Below are 15115 nucleotides of genomic sequence, written 5' to 3'. Positions count from 1 at the left end.
TCCAAGCGGTAGCGGAGCGTTCCGTAGGCCGTTGAAGCGGGAGGGTAACCGACCGTGGAGGTATCGGAAGTGCGAATGCAGACATGAGTAGCGATTAACAGTGTGAGATGCACTGTCGCCGAAATTCCAAGGGTTCCTGCTTAAAGCTAATCTGAGCAGGGTAAGCCGGCCCCTAAGACGAGCCCGAAGGGGGTAGTCGATGGGAACCACGTTAATATTCGTGGGCCTGGAGGTGTGTGACGGATGGCGTAAATGGTCTGGGCTTATTGGATTGCTCCAGGCTGTGAAGTTGTCCCAGGAAATAGCCCCTCCGTATAGACCGTACCCTAAACCGACACAGGTGGAATGGTAGAGTATACCAAGGCGTTTGAGAGAAGTATCCTGAAGGAACTCGGCAAATTGCCTCCGTACCTTCGGAAGAAGGAGGCCCCACATAAGCGCAAGCTCTTGTGGGGGGCACAGGCCAGGGGGTAGCGACTGTTTAGCAAAAACACAGGGCTCTGCTAAGTCGGCTTCAAGACGACGTATAGGGCCTGACGCCTGCCCGGTGCCTGAAGGTTAAGAGGAGGAGTGCAAGCTCTGAATTGAAGCCCAGGTAAACGGCGGCCGTAACTATAACGGTCCTAAGGTAGCGAAATTCCTTGTCGGGTAAGTTCCGACCTGCACGAATGGCGTAACGACTTCCCCACTGTCTCCAGGATATGCTCAGCGAAATTGAATTCTCCGTGAAGATGCGGAGTACCCGCGGTTAGACGGAAAGACCCCGTGCACCTTTACTGCAACTTCAGAGTGGCATTAGGAAAGAGCTGTGTAGCATAGGTGGGAGGCTTTGAAGCATCGACGCCAGTTGATGTGGAGCCATAGGTGAAATACCACCCTGCTGTTTTCTGATGTCTAACCTCGTACCGTTATCCGGTACAGGGACCCTCTGTGGTGGGTAGTTTGACTGGGGCGGTCGCCTCCTAAAGAGTAACGGAGGCGCGCGATGGTGGGCTCAGGACGGTTGGAAACCGTCTGTTAGAGTGCAATGGCATAAGCCCGCCTGACTGCGAGACTGACAAGTCGAGCAGAGACGAAAGTCGGTCATAGTGATCCGGTGGTCCCTCGTGGAAGGGCCATCGCTCAACGGATAAAAGGTACGCCGGGGATAACAGGCTGATGATTCCCAAGAGCTCATATCGACGGAATCGTTTGGCACCTCGATGTCGGCTCATCACATCCTGGGGCTGGAGCAGGTCCCAAGGGTTTGGCTGTTCGCCAATTAAAGTGGTACGTGAGCTGGGTTCAGAACGTCGCGAGACAGTTTGGTCCCTATCTGCCGTGGGCGTCGAAATTTGAGAGGAGTTGACCCTAGTACGAGAGGACCGGGTTGAACATACCTCTGGTGTACCAGTCGTTCCGCCAGGAGCGCAGCTGGGTAGCTATGTATGGACGGGATAACCGCTGAAAGCATCTAAGCGGGAAGCCTCCCTCAAGATAAGATTTCTCAGGACGGTCGAAGACCACGACCTTGATAGATCGGATGTGGAAGTGCGGTAACGCATGAAGCTAACCGATACTAATTGTCCTATTCGCGCTTAAACGGTTCACTTGTGAACCGCAGAGTCCCACCATCAACGACAATGCTGGAAACAGCAAAGCTCGGCGATCGCAGGTTGTTAAGCCAGCCCAGATATACGCTTACAAAACATACACCAAACGCGGCTGTTGCCGTGTTTGGCAAGCAAATACTCATGTGCACGGCATCGATCAAAAACCCATATATGCGCCAGCTTCATTGCTTGGTGACCATAGCGTCTGTGACCCACCCGATCCCATCCCGAACTCGGCCGTGAAACCAGTCTGCGCCGATGGTACTATTGCTCAAGCACTGGAAGAGTAGGGCGTCGCCAGGCATTGAAGCTCGCGCATATATCGGAAACAAAAACCCATTCATAACGTCTCATAAAAGGGCGACCCAAAAGGTCGCCCTTTTACCGTTGGTGACGCGGGATGGAGCAGCCCGGTAGCTCGTCAGGCTCATAACCTGAAGGTCGTAGGTTCAAATCCTACTCCCGCAACCATCTGAAATTGCGATACCCCACCGGAGGTCGCAGCCTTCGAAGAACCCGCCCTCGAGGCGGGTTTTTTGCGTTCCACCGCGATCGCGAGGATGCCCGCCAGATCGCCGCGCACATCGATCTTCAGTTCGCTGCCTTCAGGCACCAATATGATCGCCTCGATGAGCGAACGAATGACCTCAGCCGCCTCGAAGCGCTTGTTCTCGTCGTCATGCTCCAACGCTCGATAGAGATTGTCGAGTTGAGACCGATAATGGTGGGCCATGTTGGGATGGAGCAGGGGAGGGGGCTCCTGAGCCTGGGCGAGGTCGCGCTCCAGTTCCTTCTTGCGCGCTTCGAGCCCTACCATTTTGGCGTTGATCTTGTCTGCGGCACCGCCGCGCAGGATCAGGTTCACCAGCATGTCGAGATCACGGTCAATTTTGGCAATCTCTGCCCGCGCCGCTGTGATAGCAGCGCCAGCGTCGCCCCTCATGCGGTTCATCTCCTTGGTGAACTCGTCGCAAAATTCTGCGAACAGGGCCGGGTCCATCAAATGATGGCGCAAGGCATGAAGCACGCGCCCTTCCAGACGATCGCGCCGGATATTGAGGCGGTTGTCACAGGTACCCTTGTTCCGGGCTGCCGAGCAGCCCAGCATCATCGCTGAAATCATCGAATATCCACCGCCGCAGCAACCGCATTGCAACAGCCCGGACAGGAGATATTTCTGGCGACGGCGATCGCGGAAGTTTGCGGAGCCCACTGCGGGATTTAGTTGATCCACCTGGCAGGATGCTTGTCGTGCCTTAACCTGCTGCCAAAGAGCATCATCAATGATGCGCAGTTCGGGCACGTCCTGCATGATCCATTCGGATTCCGGGTTGGGCCGGGCTTGCCGTTTGCCAGTATCGGGATCCTTGATGAAGCGTTGCCGGTTCCAGATCAACTTTCCGATATAAAGCTCATTGTTGAGGATGCCGGTGCCGCGCTTGGGATTGCCATTGATGGTGCTAAAGCCCCAGGTGCCACCGGTTGGTGCCTCGATACCCTCTTTATTCAGCTCGGTTGCTATCCGTTTGGCCGATTTGCCAGCGACATAGTCGCGAAAGATGCGCTGGATGACGCTTGCCTGTGCGTCATTGATGGAGCGGTCGCCGCGGATCAGTTCGCCGTTGGCATCGAGCCGTTTGACGACGTCATAACCATAGCTGTTACCACCGCCCGACTTGCCTTGCTCGACACGGCCGCGCTGGCCACGCCGCGTCTTGTCGGCGAGATCTTTCAGAAACAGGGCGTTCATCGTACCTTTAAGGCCGATATGCAGATGGGTGATCTCGCCTTCTGACAGGGTGACCATCTTCACGTCGCCATAGGCCATGCGCTTGAACAGCCCGGCAATATCCTCCTGATCGCGCGACAGGCGATCCATGGCCTCGGCCAGCACGAAGTTGAAGCGGCCGCGATTGGCGTCTGCAATCAGCGCCTGAATGCCGGGACGCAGCAACGAAGCGCCTGAAATGGCATGATCGGTATATTCCTCGACAATCTGCCAGCCCTGCTTTTCGGCATGGAGGCGACAGATGCGCAACTGGTCGGCAATGGAGGCGTCACGTTGATTGTCGGAAGAATAGCGGGCGTATAAAGCAACCTTCACGGAACGGAACTCCTCGTCTCAGGAGCGGGTCGTGCGGCGCTCCTCCAGCATCTCCAGATAGGCCTTCCGCGCAGCACGACGGGCAAGCAGGCGAACCAGCTTGACCAGACGCGGATCGGGGCCGCTGCCGCAGGAGGCAAGGTTGAGCACCGGCTCATCAGGCCGGGGGAACTTCTGTCTCTGCTGACGGCTACCGGTTGCCATCGTGAATCCGATTACAGCAGATTGCAAGATAGGTTGGGCTCAGTTCGTCGCGGCTCGATGAGTTTTTACCTCGCAGATCGACATCTGCCGAACTCGTAATTAAAACAGACAAGGGCCGTCGGTGTTCGACGGGAAAAGGCACTTGGTTCACTTGGCACACCCACAACAGGGCCTGCCCGCCACAAATCCTATCATGCTGCGGAATGCTCAGCTTTGCAACGGTCCCAGTCTTGCAAAATGTTGCTGGCACCGATGTTACTGAAATTATAGCTAAACCAAGAATCGTGACAGAAATGGGCAACTGCCGACCCTTCCAAGCCGTTCAGCGCTCAGATATGTGGATCGGCGTGCAAAAAGGACCCCGTTAGCGGGGTGATCGGCGTCTAAAAGGGACCCCTCATTTCGATGGTTTAAGCAGCCGGCTGGATTTTCAGGCGGCGAGATCGGGATGTTGGTTTTGGAGACAGTTTTACGGATCCGGCGCGAGTATGCCGGAGGCAAGGCGATCAAGGCGATCGCACGGGATCTGCATGTGTCGCGGAAGGTCATCCGCAAAGCGGTCCGAGCGCCGGAGGGCGCCTTTGATTATCAGCGCAAGGTTCAGCCGCTGCCCAGGATCGGTCCGTTTCAGGAGCGCCTGAACACGCTGCTGGAAGAGAACGAGCTGCGCGGCAGGCGTGACCGGCTGCGGATGACGCGGATCCATGACCTGCTGGTGCGCGAAGGCTTTGAGGGTTCTTACGATGCGGTGCGGCGCTATACGACGCGCTGGAAGATCGAGCGGCGCAAAGATGCCGGCGATGGTGTCACGGCCTTCATCCCGCTGATGTTCAGGCCAGGCGAGGCCTACCAGTTCGACTGGAGCCATGAAGATGTTGAGATCGCCGGGGCACCGATGCGGGTGAAGGTCGCGCATATGCGACTGTGTGCCTCACGCGCGGTCTATGTCCGGGCTTATCCTCGTGAGAGCCAGGAGATGCTGTTCGACGCGCATGCGCGCGGCTTTGCTTTCTTCGGCGGCGTGCCAGGGCGCGGCATCTACGATAATATGAAGACGGCTGTGACGAGCGTGTTCACCGGCAAGGAACGCGTCTTCAACCGGCGGTTCCTGATCATGACCGACCATTATATGGTCGAGCCCACGGCCTGCTCGCCTGCGGCGGGATGGGAGAAGGGTCAGGTCGAGAACCAGGTGCAGACGATCCGGGGTCGCTTCTTCCAGCCCCGGTTGCGGTTCGCCAGTCTCGAAGAGCTCAATGGCTGGCTGGAGGCCGAGTGTCGGCGCTGGGCGGAACGGCAGCCCCATCCCGAACAGGGAGAGCTGACCGTGGCGCAGATGCTGGAGATCGAACGATCTGCGCTGCAGCCGATGCTGGGACCGTTCGACGGCTTCAATGAGAGCGAGCATGCTGTGACCGGCACCTGCCTGATCAGCTTCGACCGCAATCGCTACTCGGTGCTATCGACGGTGGCACGACGCACGGTGCAGGTCCGCGCCTATGCCGATCGCATCGTCGTTCGCTGCGGCGAAGAGGTTGTCGCTGAACATCCTCGCTACTTTGGGCGCAACCGCACGATCTATGACCCCTGGCATTATCTGCCAGTGCTGGCCCGCAAGCCTGGCGCGCTGCGGAACGGTGCCCCCTTCCAGGACTGGGATCTGCCACCGGCGCTTGCCCGCCTGCGCCGCAAGCTGGGTAATGGCGACGATGCCGATCGCCGGTTCGTCCGTGTGTTGTCGGCCGTACTGACCGATGGCCTGGAGCCTGTCGAAGCCGCTGTGCGTGAGGCACTGGCGACGGGCACGGCAAGCGACGACCTGATCCTCAACATCCTGGCACGACGCCGGGAACCGCCGCGTCCTCTGACGATCATCACCTCCGAGGATAGCGCTCTGCGCCATCCCCCGATCGCCGACTGTGCCCGTTACGACCAGCTGAGGACCTTCGATGCAGCGGCATGATATGATCGAGGCCATGCGCGGGCTTGGACTCAAGGGCATGGCGGGCGCGTTCGACGATGCCGTCACCACCGGCCTTCAGCGCCAGCGCACCACCATGGAGATACTGACCGATCTCCTGCGAGCGGAGGCGACGCATCGTCATGCCGCGTCGATCCGATACCGGATGGCCGCTGCCAGGCTGCCAGTCGTAAAGGACATCGATGCCTTCCGGTTCGAGGGTACCCCGATCAACGAGGGGCTTGTGCGTTCATTGCACAGCGGCGCGTTCCTGCCCGCACGGCGCAATATCGTCCTGGTCGGCGGCACAGGCACAGGAAAGACCCATCTGGCCATCGCCATCACCGCCAATGTAGTGCGCTCCGGCGCCCGAGGCCGCTACTTCAACACGGTCGATCTGGTGACCCGCCTCGAAGAGGAGGCCAGGATCGGCAAGAGTGGCGCTCTCGCCGCCCAGCTATCCCGCCTCGATCTGATCGTGCTCGATGAACTGGGCTATCTGCCGTTCGCCCGATCAGGCGGCCAGCTGCTGTTCCACCTGATCAGCAAACTCTATGAGCAGACCAGCGTCATCATCACCACCAACCTCGCCTTTGGCGAGTGGCCCACCGTGTTCGGCGATCCCAAGATGACCACCGCGCTCCTCGACCGCGTCACCCATCATTGCGACATCGTCGAGACCGGCAATGACAGCTGGCGCTTCAAAAACCGCAGCTGATCCCCCCCAGCACCGATCAATTAGAAGATGTTTTGCGCTGCGCGCGCCTCCGGTCGGGCTACGCCCTCCCTACGCCGCGCGCAGCGCAAGGAAGCCCGTCACATCAACGCTCCGCCATCCTGACAGGGGGTCCCTTTTGCGCGCCGATAAGGGGTCCCGTTTGCACGCCGATTGACACTCCGCTCACTGTGGACTGGTTCGCCTTCGCTGGAGAAGCGCCGCACGACGTCGTGGCCGGAGCAAGCCCGCCGCCCGATTTGCCCTTCTCGACTCGGCCGCGCAGACCGCGAAGGATCTTATTCGCGAGATCCTTGAGGAACAGGGCGTTCATCGTGCCTTTGAGGCCGACATGCAGTTCGGAAACTTCGCCCTCTTATTAATAACGACAAGGACATGGAGAGGCCCCCGATCGGGGCCTCTCCATATCGTCAGGCCCACATCAACAGTGGCCTGCTTTTACTCCGCCCCGATGGCCTGGAATCTGACCGCTGTTGACACGCCGCTTTTTCTCTAACGAAATGATGTAATGCGGCCGGATCGGCGGTTGTATCTTTGGGCGGGCAGTGGCCTCATACGGCGGGCCGTTTTGCGGCAAGAACAACGACTTTTCCGACTGTCTGCTTTGAAGCCTGCCGTTGATAGGCCGAAACTTAACGTCCAGGTCGTTGTGGTTGACGTCGCGCAGGGTGTGATCCCTGGTTATAGATTGGCGAATGCGCTTTCCGCTGATGCCCGCCGAGCCGAGGCCGATCTGAAGCCCATCTATGAAAATGGCAAGTGACCAGCATCCCGCCATTATTAACCGACAAAGGCTCGTTCGATCACATAATCGCCCGGCTTCGCGTTGGAGCCTTCGATAAAGCCACGCGCATCCAACAGGTGAGCGATATCCTTGATCATGGCCATGCCGCCACATAGCATGATGCGATCGGTCTGGACCGAGAGCGGCGCACCACTCAGTCCAGCCTGCGCGAACAGGCTGCCATCTTCGATCATCGTTGTGATACGCGCGTTGCAGGTAAAGGCTTCGCGCGTCACCGTGGGCAGATAGGATAGTTGCGCCATTGCCGGTTCCGATACCAGCGGATCATCCCGCAGGCCGGATTCTAGCTCCGCACGAAACGCTAGGTCGCTTGCCTGCCTGACGCTGTGGACGACGATCACGCGCTCATAGCGTTCATAGACGTCGGGGTCGCGGATCAGGCTGAGGAACGGTGCCAGCCCGGTGCCGCTCGACAGCAGCAACAGCCGATTGCCGGGCAACAGCGCGTCGGTCACCAAAGTACCGGTGGGTTTGCGCCCAAGATATATCTGGTCACCGGGCCGGATATTCTGCAATCGCGACGTCAGGGGGCCGTCCTCCACCTTGATCGACAGGAATTCCAGTTCCTCGGCATAGGCAGGGCTGGCAACTGAATAGGCGCGCAACAGCGGCTTGCCGCCGTCGCCCGTCAGTCCAATCATGGCAAACTCGCCGGACCGAAACCGAAAGCTCGCCGGGCGTGTCACCGAAAAGCTGAACAACCGGTCGTTCCAATGGCGGACTTTCAGGACAGTCTCGACCGACAGGGCGCTGGTCGCGGTCAGTTCTATCTTGTCGCTGTGTATCGCGAGTTGGTCCGCGGCGGTCATGCCGACATCGCCGGATGGAAATAGCGGGCCAGGAAGGTGCCGTCGTCGCCGAAATGATATGTCTCAAGGCTGTGCACTGTGACGGGATGGCCATTCATCATGCCTTCGTTCCTTACGCAGGCCGCGGCCTCATGCCCGTTCACGATCAGTTCGACAAATGTCAGCTTCCAGCCAACATAGCGGTCGAACAATTCCCCGATCAGGTGCAGCCCCTCCTGACGATCGCTACCCACCGGGTCATCGATCAGCAGCCCGCCTGGCGCGATGTCACGGTAGGCGGCGATGAAGTCGTCACGCTGACCCTGATTGAACATATCAAGTTGATGCCGGAGAAATGCTTCGATCCGGTCTGCATCGAGCGTTGCCATGTGCATGTCCTTTTTAGCGGCCCGCAGCCGCTGTTCTGATTGCCGGAACGATCTCTGACCATGGGAGAAAGGGCGGGCAAGGCGACAGGCTATCGCCGGAATGCAATAGGCTATCGTTTCGCAACAATCATGTGACGCGGAAGCGGCGCGGCTATCGCCGACCCGCGTTTCACTATCGATGAACCGTGCCACCCTTTCCTAAGGTAGGTTGTCATCCCATCGAAATGTCGCCTGTCCGCAATCAATAAAGATATGTGGGAGAGAATGATGATAACGTCCAAACTGATGGTGGCGACGATGCTGTCGGGCCTGCCTGTCGCGATGGCTCAGCCCGCGCGGGGGCAAGTCGCACCACAGGAAGCGGCGCAGGAACAGTTCAGCGGCATTCAGGATATCGTCGTCACCGCGCGGCGGACCGAGGAAAGCCTGCAAACCACCCCGCTGGCCGTCACGGCATTGGGCGATGTCGCGATTCAGCGCGCGCAGATCGTCAGCGTGCAGGACGTGCAGCGTGTCGCGCCCAGCGTCGTCATATCGACCGGCTCTGCCTCGACGTCCGGCTTCGCATTCGTGTCGATCCGCGGCCAGGGCAATCTCCAGCCGCTGATCGCCAACGATCCGGCGGTCGCGACCTATATCGACGGCGTTTATATCGCACGGCCTTCGCAGGGCCTGACCGATCTGCACGATCTCCAGCGTCTCGAAGTGCTGCGTGGTCCGCAGGGCACGCTGTTTGGGCGCAACACGACGGGCGGCGCGATCAACATTCTGTCCAAGGATCCTGTCGATCGGCTGGAAGGCAGCCTGAAGGGCGAAGTCGGCAACTATGCCTATCGGGATGTCGAAGCCGTTTTGAACGTGCCGCTGGCAGAGGGCCTGGCCGCGCGTGTCGTCTATGATTTCCATGATCGCAACGGCTATGGCAACAATGCCCGGCTGAACCGCGACGTGGGCGATCAGAAAAGCCACTTCCTGCGCGGCAAGCTGAAATATGAAAGAGACGGGTTCGACGTTACCCTGAGCGGCGATTACAACAAGATCACGGACATGGGCCAGCTTGCCCAGACCGCCGGGTTCAATCCGCTGTCGTTTCAGGGGCCGTTGGCAGCCTTTGCACCCGGACTGGCCAGCGCGATCCATACGAAGGACAATTGGTACACGACCTATGCAGGTGGGCTTGTGCGGCCCACGACCAACCCGACCTTCGCGACGCTACCTGCCGACATCCAGGCGAGATACAGCCAGTTGCCGTTCGACAGGCTGGTTGCCTATGGCTTTTCCGGTGTCGTCAACATCGACATCGGCGCGCATAAGCTCAAGTCGATCACCGCCTATCGCTATTCGGATTCCGACGGTCTGATCGACCTTGATGGATCGCCATCCCCCGTCCTTGCCGTGTTCGGCGGCGCGCATTCGGAATCCTATTCGCAGGAACTTCAGCTATCCGGCAACATCACGGACAAACTGAGCTATATTCTGGGCGGCTACGCCTCGCGCGAAACAGGCTTTGAATATTCCCAATCGCAGATTTTCGGCGGGTTGATCCGCAACAGCTTCGGCGACGCGAAGAATACGACCAAGGGTGCCTATGCGCAGCTCTATTATAATCTGACCGACAGCGTGCGTGCAGTGGGCGGCTTTCGCTACACGTGGGACGGGCGGGAGGTTGTCCTGCACAACCAGCAGGTGCTCGGCCTCGCCCCTAACGCGCCCGTCGCGGGCACGCCGTTCGGCGTGAACTGCAATCTGGTCAATCCAGACCAGACGCCCACGGCCACGCAATGCAACCAGACCCAGTCGAAAAATTTCTCCTATCCCGCCTGGAACCTGGGTCTGGACTGGCAGGCGAGCGAGGACATCTTCCTCTACGTGGCCACGCGCGGCGCGGCTAAGGCGGGCGGCTTCAATATACGTGCCGGGTCGCTTCCCGCCTTCTCGCCGGAAAAGGTCAAGGACGTCGAAGGCGGCATCAAGGCGAGCTGGTTCGATAATCGGCTGCGCACCAACGTCGCGCTGTTCCACACCTGGAAAAGCAATGCGCAGGTGATCGTCAATGCCGTTGCACCTGGCGTGGGCGTCACCCAATATACCCAGAATAACGGCGATACCCGCGTCTGGGGGGCTGAGTTTGAGGTCGTGGCGGCACCATGGTCGGGCATGGAGATTTCGGGCAATCTCTCGCTGCTCAATGGCAAATATAAGGCCGGGAGCATTTCCGAAGTGCAGCGGATCACCAGCGCCACGCCGCTGACCGGATGCGCCGCCGCGCCGCCGACCGCCGCTGGCGTTCCGCGTTACGACTGCACGGTTGACCTCAGCGGTCGCGCGCTGACGCAACTTCCCAAGATCCAGTTTAGCATCGGCGCGACGCAGACCATCGCCCTGTCGACTGGCGACCTGATCCTGCACGTCAATTACGCCTATGTCGGCAAGCAGCATTTCAATCCGGTGATAGCGTCGGACGAGCAGACCGCCGCAGTCAAGGCTGCCTATGCCCAGGAAAATGCGTTGGGTGAAACGGCAGGATATGGCCTGCTCAACGGCCGCATCGCCTATCAGCTCAAAGATCCGAATATCGAACTCTATGTCTATGGTCGCAACCTGACGGCGAAGAAATATCTCAGCCGTCGCTTTTCCGATCTCTACCAGACCGGTGGGCTGGGGGTTGCGGTCGACTATGCGGGTGACCCCCGCGTGGTCGGGATTGGTATGCGCTATCGCTTCGGCGGACAGTAAGCGTGCCCGATCGAAACTTGGACAAGAAAGGCTGCTAGTGATCGACCTTCCCGACAATGTGCCATGCCAACTCGTCATGCCCTTTGCCCTAACGCCTCGTCGGGCGACGACGGTCAATCCCTATACCGACATCATTCCCAGACTGCATGAAGGCCCGCCGATCTTCTACGGCACCGACGTGTTTCCTGGGCGTCAGCCGGGCTGGGTGGTGCGGCGCGCGGAAGACCTGCGGAAAATCTACGCCGATACCGACAGTTTCGGCAAACGCGGCAATACCGGCTTTGCTGCCGGGATCGGCGAAAGCTGGGACATCATCCCGACCGAACTTGACCCGCCGCGACACACCGGCTTTCGCAATGCGCTCAATCCCGTCTTTTCGCCCAAGCGGATGGGCGAACTGGACGGCAAGGTCCGCCTGCGCGCGCGAGAATATATCGACAAGTTCAAAGACCGGGGGGAATGCGATTTCATCCGGGATTTCGCCATCCCTTTCCCGGTGTCGATCTTCCTCGATCTGCTCGACCTGCCGCAGGAGGAGATGCAGCAGTTTCTCGATTGGGAATTTTCCTTGTTGCATACCGACGACATGGAAGACCGCGTCAAGGGCACGCGCGCGGTGAAGGCCTATCTGCTCAACGCCATCGAAGATCGTCGCAAAAAGCCCGGCGACGACCTGATCAGCATCGCGCTCCAACTGGAATATGAGGGGCGCAAATGGACGCCTGAAGAAGTGTTCGGCCATTGCTTCAACCTGTATCTTGGCGGACTAGATACAGTGTCGGCGAATATCGGCCTGCATTTCCAGCATCTGGCGACCCATCCGGCCGATCAGGACGCTCTGCGGCAAAATCCGGCGAGTGCCACCGTAGCCATTGAGGAGTTGCTGCGCGCTTATGCCGCTGTCACGACATTCCGCATCTGCACCAAAGACGTGATGCTGCACGATGTCACGATCCGCGCGGGTGACCGGGTTGCCATGTCGACCCCATTGGGATCGAACGATCCCGAAGCGTTCGAGGCCCCGACGCAAATTCGCTTCGATCGCCGCCCTTCGCATCTGACTTTCGGCTATGGCCCACATCGCTGCCTCGGCGCACATCTCGCCCGGCGCGAGCTACAGATCGCTATGCAGGAAATGCTTAACACCCTGCCCGCTTTTACAGTGCAACCGGGGTTCGATGTGCCCTTCTATCTCAGTAACATCATCCATGTGGAATCGCTTCCACTGGTCTGGGCCAGATAGAGGTATGGCGCGCTCAGCGATAGCGTCTTTGCAACCAGCGATAGCAAAGGCGGTCGTGCCCCGGCGGCGGCTGCGCTAGTTTGCACCGGAGCACCACAGGCGATCCGTGGATCGACACAGAAGGTGCCCAAGGGGAGAGATAGCTATGAAATCCGTCAAATTCCAGGTGCTTGCCACCAGCGCACTGACCCTGATCGCGACCGCCGTACCGGCCTTGGCACAGCAGCCTGCCGACCAGCCTTCGGTAAATAGCGGACTACAGGATATCGTCGTGACCGCCCGCCGCCGCGAGGAATCGCTTCAATCGGTGCCGGTATCGATCACCGCTATCTCTGCCGAGATGCTGGAGCAGAAATCGGTCCAGGATCTGAGCGACGTCGCCACCCTCACCCCCGGCTTCCGTTTCTCGCAGGAGGGCGGCAAGAACCAGCCGACGCTGTCGTTGCGAGGCCTTGGCCAATTGCCGATCGGCGAAGGCGTGCCCGCAATCGTCGCCTATTTCAACGATGTGCCGCTCTCCAAAGAGGGTGGCAATATCCCGACTTTCGACCTGGCCAATATTCAGGTGCTGAAAGGGCCGCAGGGCACATTGTTCGGGCGCAACACCATCGGCGGCGCGGTGCTGGTCAATTCGAAAAAGCCGACCTTCGATACCGATGGCTATATCCAGGCCGGCTATGGGAATTTCGATTATAAGGAATTGGAGGGCGCGCTCAACGTGCCGTTGGCCAAAGATGTGGCGGCGCTTCGCATTGCTGCGCAGTATCGCAACCGTGACGGCCGGACGAAGAACCTCACACCCGGCAATCCCGACCTGGACGACACCAACCAGTTGAGCTTTCGCGCGTCATTGCTGCTCCAGCCTACCGAGAATCTGACTAACACGCTGGTCTTCGACTATTTCCGGGCGCGAGAAAAGCCCGCTGCTGAGGTTCCCTATCGCTATAATGCCGGTGTGCTGTCGGGTATATTGGTCGGCGGCTTCGGCTTCGCGCCCGCCGATGCGGCCGTCTATGAAGCAGATCTTGCCAGCCTGTTCGCGCAGCAACAGGCCAACGGTCCGTACAAGGTCACGAACGAATTGGTGAACGACGGTAGCAGCCTGAAAGTCGCAGCCGATCGCCGCATCTGGGGCATCACAAATACCACCAGCCTGGAATTGGGCGACGTCACTATCCGCAACATTTTCGGCTATCGCGACGTCTATAATTATCAGTTCGTCAATACCCAGGGCACCCGCCAGTTGATTGGCCCCCAGGGACGGCTCGTCATCTATCACACTGGTGCCGAAGCGAATAAATCCTTCCTGACCGACGAGTTTCAGGTGCTGGGCGACATGGGCCGCCTCAATTGGATTGCGGGTGCCTTCTACAGCAAGGACAAGCCCACCGGCACCAACGTCAATTTCCCGCAGCAGTTCAGCTTCATCGACCTTTACGGCCCGGCGGTGAATTACAGCACGTCGCATTATACCAACAGCAGCTTCGCCCTGTTCGCGCAGCTGGGGTTCAAGATCACCGACAAGCTGACCGCCAACGCAGGCGCGCGCTACACCTGGGACAAGGTCAAGGCGTGCGCAGGCAACAGCCTCGCAGGGGCGCTCAGCCAGCAGCAATGCGCCGATCAGGCAGCGCTTGGCTTGCCCGACGGCACCGGCATCGTGAAGAATAAGGGCGACTATGCCACCTGGACCGTGGGGCTGGATTATCAGGCGACCGACGACCTGTTCCTCTATGTCACGTCCCGGCGCGGCATTCGCGGCGTCAACGTCAACACGCCGCTGTTCGAAACACCTTTCACCACCGGCGGAGTTGGCGCGTGTCTTGGCGGCGCGACTTGCCCGGACTTGCGGCCCTATCAGAAGGTGAAGCAGGAACAGGTCACCGACGTCGAACTGGGCATGAAACTCAACTGGCGCGCGGGCGCTATGAAAGGCCGCTTCAACGTATCGGCGTTCCAGACGAAGTATAAGGACGCGCTGCAATTCTTTAACGTCCGCCCGCTCGGTATTCCGCCGACGGCACCCGATCAGCCGACCCGGACCTCTCTCGCCATCAACGCATCCGACGCGACCGTGCGCGGCATAGAGGCCGAACTCGTGATCGAACCTGCGCCTTGGCTGACGTTCAGCTTTGGCGGTGCCTATGTCGATCAGAAGGTCGATGACGTAAAGCCGTTCGGCCCACTGACGCTGACCAAGAATGAAGTCACGCTCCCCACCCCCAAATTCTCGGGGACAGCCGCATTACGCGCCGTGCTGCCGATCCGTCCGATGGATGGGGAACTCGCCTTCAACGCGGACCTGTATCACACGTCGGCCTATGACGCGCAGTTTGGTGAGCAACTGCCCGGCTATGATGTCGTCAACAGCCGCCTGGAACTGAGCAACATTGGCGGGCGCGGCATCAGCATCGCGGCCTATGTCCGCAACCTGTTCGACAAGCAATATCCGATCGGCCCGGCCGTGCTGCTCAGTTCCTTTCCGGCCAGCACCGTCTATTATGGCGATCCGCGGACCTACGGCCTCCAACTCACCTATCGATTTGGCAGCTAGGACA

At 59.3% G+C, this 15115-nt stretch carries 10 protein-coding genes, 1 tRNA gene and 2 rRNA genes (1 of these 13 running past the window's edge); 8 read left to right on the top strand and 5 right to left on the bottom strand.

Annotated features, from left to right (window positions below; genetic code table 11):
* From sphantq_RS19720 to sphantq_RS19710, 3 genes are all read left to right on the top strand, one after another.
* Positions 1 to 1581: ribosomal RNA gene (locus sphantq_RS19720) — 23S ribosomal RNA — on the top strand (it extends 1242 nt beyond the left edge of the window).
* A 199-nt stretch (positions 1582 to 1780) separates the two neighbouring features.
* Positions 1781 to 1895 (top strand): 5S ribosomal RNA (gene rrf, locus sphantq_RS19715).
* A gap of 91 nt (positions 1896 to 1986) precedes the next feature.
* Positions 1987 to 2063, top strand: a tRNA-Met gene (locus sphantq_RS19710).
* On the opposite strand, the gene sphantq_RS19705 is transcribed toward sphantq_RS19710, so the two are convergent.
* Together sphantq_RS19705 and sphantq_RS19700 are read right to left on the bottom strand one after the other, a co-directional pair.
* A complete protein-coding gene (locus tag sphantq_RS19705) occupies positions 2020 to 3696 on the bottom strand; it encodes a recombinase family protein (RefSeq protein ID WP_272800579.1) in 1677 nt (558 codons plus the stop codon). The genes sphantq_RS19710 and sphantq_RS19705 overlap by 44 nt on opposite strands.
* 18 nt (positions 3697 to 3714) lie before the next feature.
* Positions 3715 to 3900, bottom strand: a complete 186-nt coding sequence (locus sphantq_RS19700; RefSeq protein ID WP_272800481.1) for a hypothetical protein — start codon at positions 3898 to 3900, stop codon at positions 3715 to 3717.
* 448 nt (positions 3901 to 4348) lie between these two features.
* Between sphantq_RS19700 and istA the strand changes: the two genes are divergently transcribed.
* Together istA and istB are read left to right on the top strand one after the other, a co-directional pair.
* Positions 4349 to 5863 carry an IS21 family transposase gene (gene istA / locus sphantq_RS19695; RefSeq protein WP_125999130.1) on the top strand — a complete coding sequence of 505 codons (1515 nt, stop codon included), beginning with the start codon at positions 4349 to 4351 and terminating at the stop codon, positions 5861 to 5863.
* Positions 5850 to 6578, top strand: a complete 729-nt coding sequence (gene istB, locus sphantq_RS19690) for an IS21-like element helper ATPase IstB (RefSeq protein ID WP_272798407.1) — start codon at positions 5850 to 5852, stop codon at positions 6576 to 6578. The genes istA and istB overlap by 14 nt, the downstream gene beginning before the upstream one ends.
* Before the next feature lie 103 nt (positions 6579 to 6681).
* Here the strand turns inward: istB and sphantq_RS19685 are convergent, their stop codons facing one another.
* From sphantq_RS19685 to sphantq_RS19675, 3 genes are all read right to left on the bottom strand, one after another.
* Positions 6682 to 6909, bottom strand: a complete 228-nt coding sequence (locus sphantq_RS19685) for a hypothetical protein (RefSeq protein WP_272800480.1) — start codon at positions 6907 to 6909, stop codon at positions 6682 to 6684.
* Between the two features lie 467 nt (positions 6910 to 7376).
* Positions 7377 to 8210, bottom strand: a complete 834-nt coding sequence (locus sphantq_RS19680) for a ferredoxin--NADP reductase (protein WP_129927593.1) — start codon at positions 8208 to 8210, stop codon at positions 7377 to 7379.
* A complete protein-coding gene (locus sphantq_RS19675) occupies positions 8207 to 8770 on the bottom strand; it encodes a hypothetical protein (protein ID WP_242496139.1) in 564 nt (187 codons plus the stop codon). The genes sphantq_RS19680 and sphantq_RS19675 overlap by 4 nt, the downstream gene beginning before the upstream one ends.
* A 72-nt stretch (positions 8771 to 8842) precedes the next feature.
* On the opposite strand from sphantq_RS19675, the gene sphantq_RS19670 reads away from it, so the two are divergent.
* The 3 genes from sphantq_RS19670 to sphantq_RS19660 all read left to right on the top strand — a co-directional run bounded on the left by sphantq_RS19670 (position 8843) and on the right by sphantq_RS19660 (position 15111).
* Complete coding sequence (locus sphantq_RS19670) at positions 8843 to 11314, top strand: TonB-dependent receptor (RefSeq protein WP_242496140.1); 2472 nt, start codon at positions 8843 to 8845, stop codon at positions 11312 to 11314.
* Between the two features lie 37 nt (positions 11315 to 11351).
* On the top strand, positions 11352 to 12557 hold the full coding sequence (locus sphantq_RS19665; RefSeq protein WP_207212450.1) for a cytochrome P450: 1206 nt from the start codon (positions 11352 to 11354) through the stop codon (positions 12555 to 12557).
* A gap of 145 nt (positions 12558 to 12702) precedes the next feature.
* A complete protein-coding gene (locus sphantq_RS19660; RefSeq protein WP_129927595.1) occupies positions 12703 to 15111 on the top strand; it encodes a TonB-dependent receptor in 2409 nt (802 codons plus the stop codon).
* Positions 15112 to 15115: the final 4 nt, after the last annotated feature.

Source organism: Sphingobium sp. AntQ-1, assembly GCF_028538045.1.
Lineage (GTDB): Bacteria > Pseudomonadota > Alphaproteobacteria > Sphingomonadales > Sphingomonadaceae > Sphingobium > Sphingobium cupriresistens.
The sequence above is the reverse complement of the archived record's forward strand: the minus strand, read 5'-3'. Positions and strand labels throughout refer to the sequence as shown.

Coding starts and splice junctions, on each gene's coding strand:
- sphantq_RS19700 (WP_272800481.1), bottom strand. CDS start 3,900: ATGGCAACCGGTAGCCGTCAGCAGAGACAGAAGTTCCCCCGGCCTGAT.
- istA (WP_125999130.1), top strand. CDS start 4,349: ATGTTGGTTTTGGAGACAGTTTTACGGATCCGGCGCGAGTATGCCGGA.
- istB (WP_272798407.1), top strand. CDS start 5,850: ATGCAGCGGCATGATATGATCGAGGCCATGCGCGGGCTTGGACTCAAG.
- sphantq_RS19670 (WP_242496140.1), top strand. CDS start 8,843: ATGATGATAACGTCCAAACTGATGGTGGCGACGATGCTGTCGGGCCTG.
- sphantq_RS19685 (WP_272800480.1), bottom strand. CDS start 6,909: ATGAACGCCCTGTTCCTCAAGGATCTCGCGAATAAGATCCTTCGCGGT.
- sphantq_RS19660 (WP_129927595.1), top strand. CDS start 12,703: ATGAAATCCGTCAAATTCCAGGTGCTTGCCACCAGCGCACTGACCCTG.
- sphantq_RS19680 (WP_129927593.1), bottom strand. CDS start 8,210: ATGACCGCCGCGGACCAACTCGCGATACACAGCGACAAGATAGAACTG.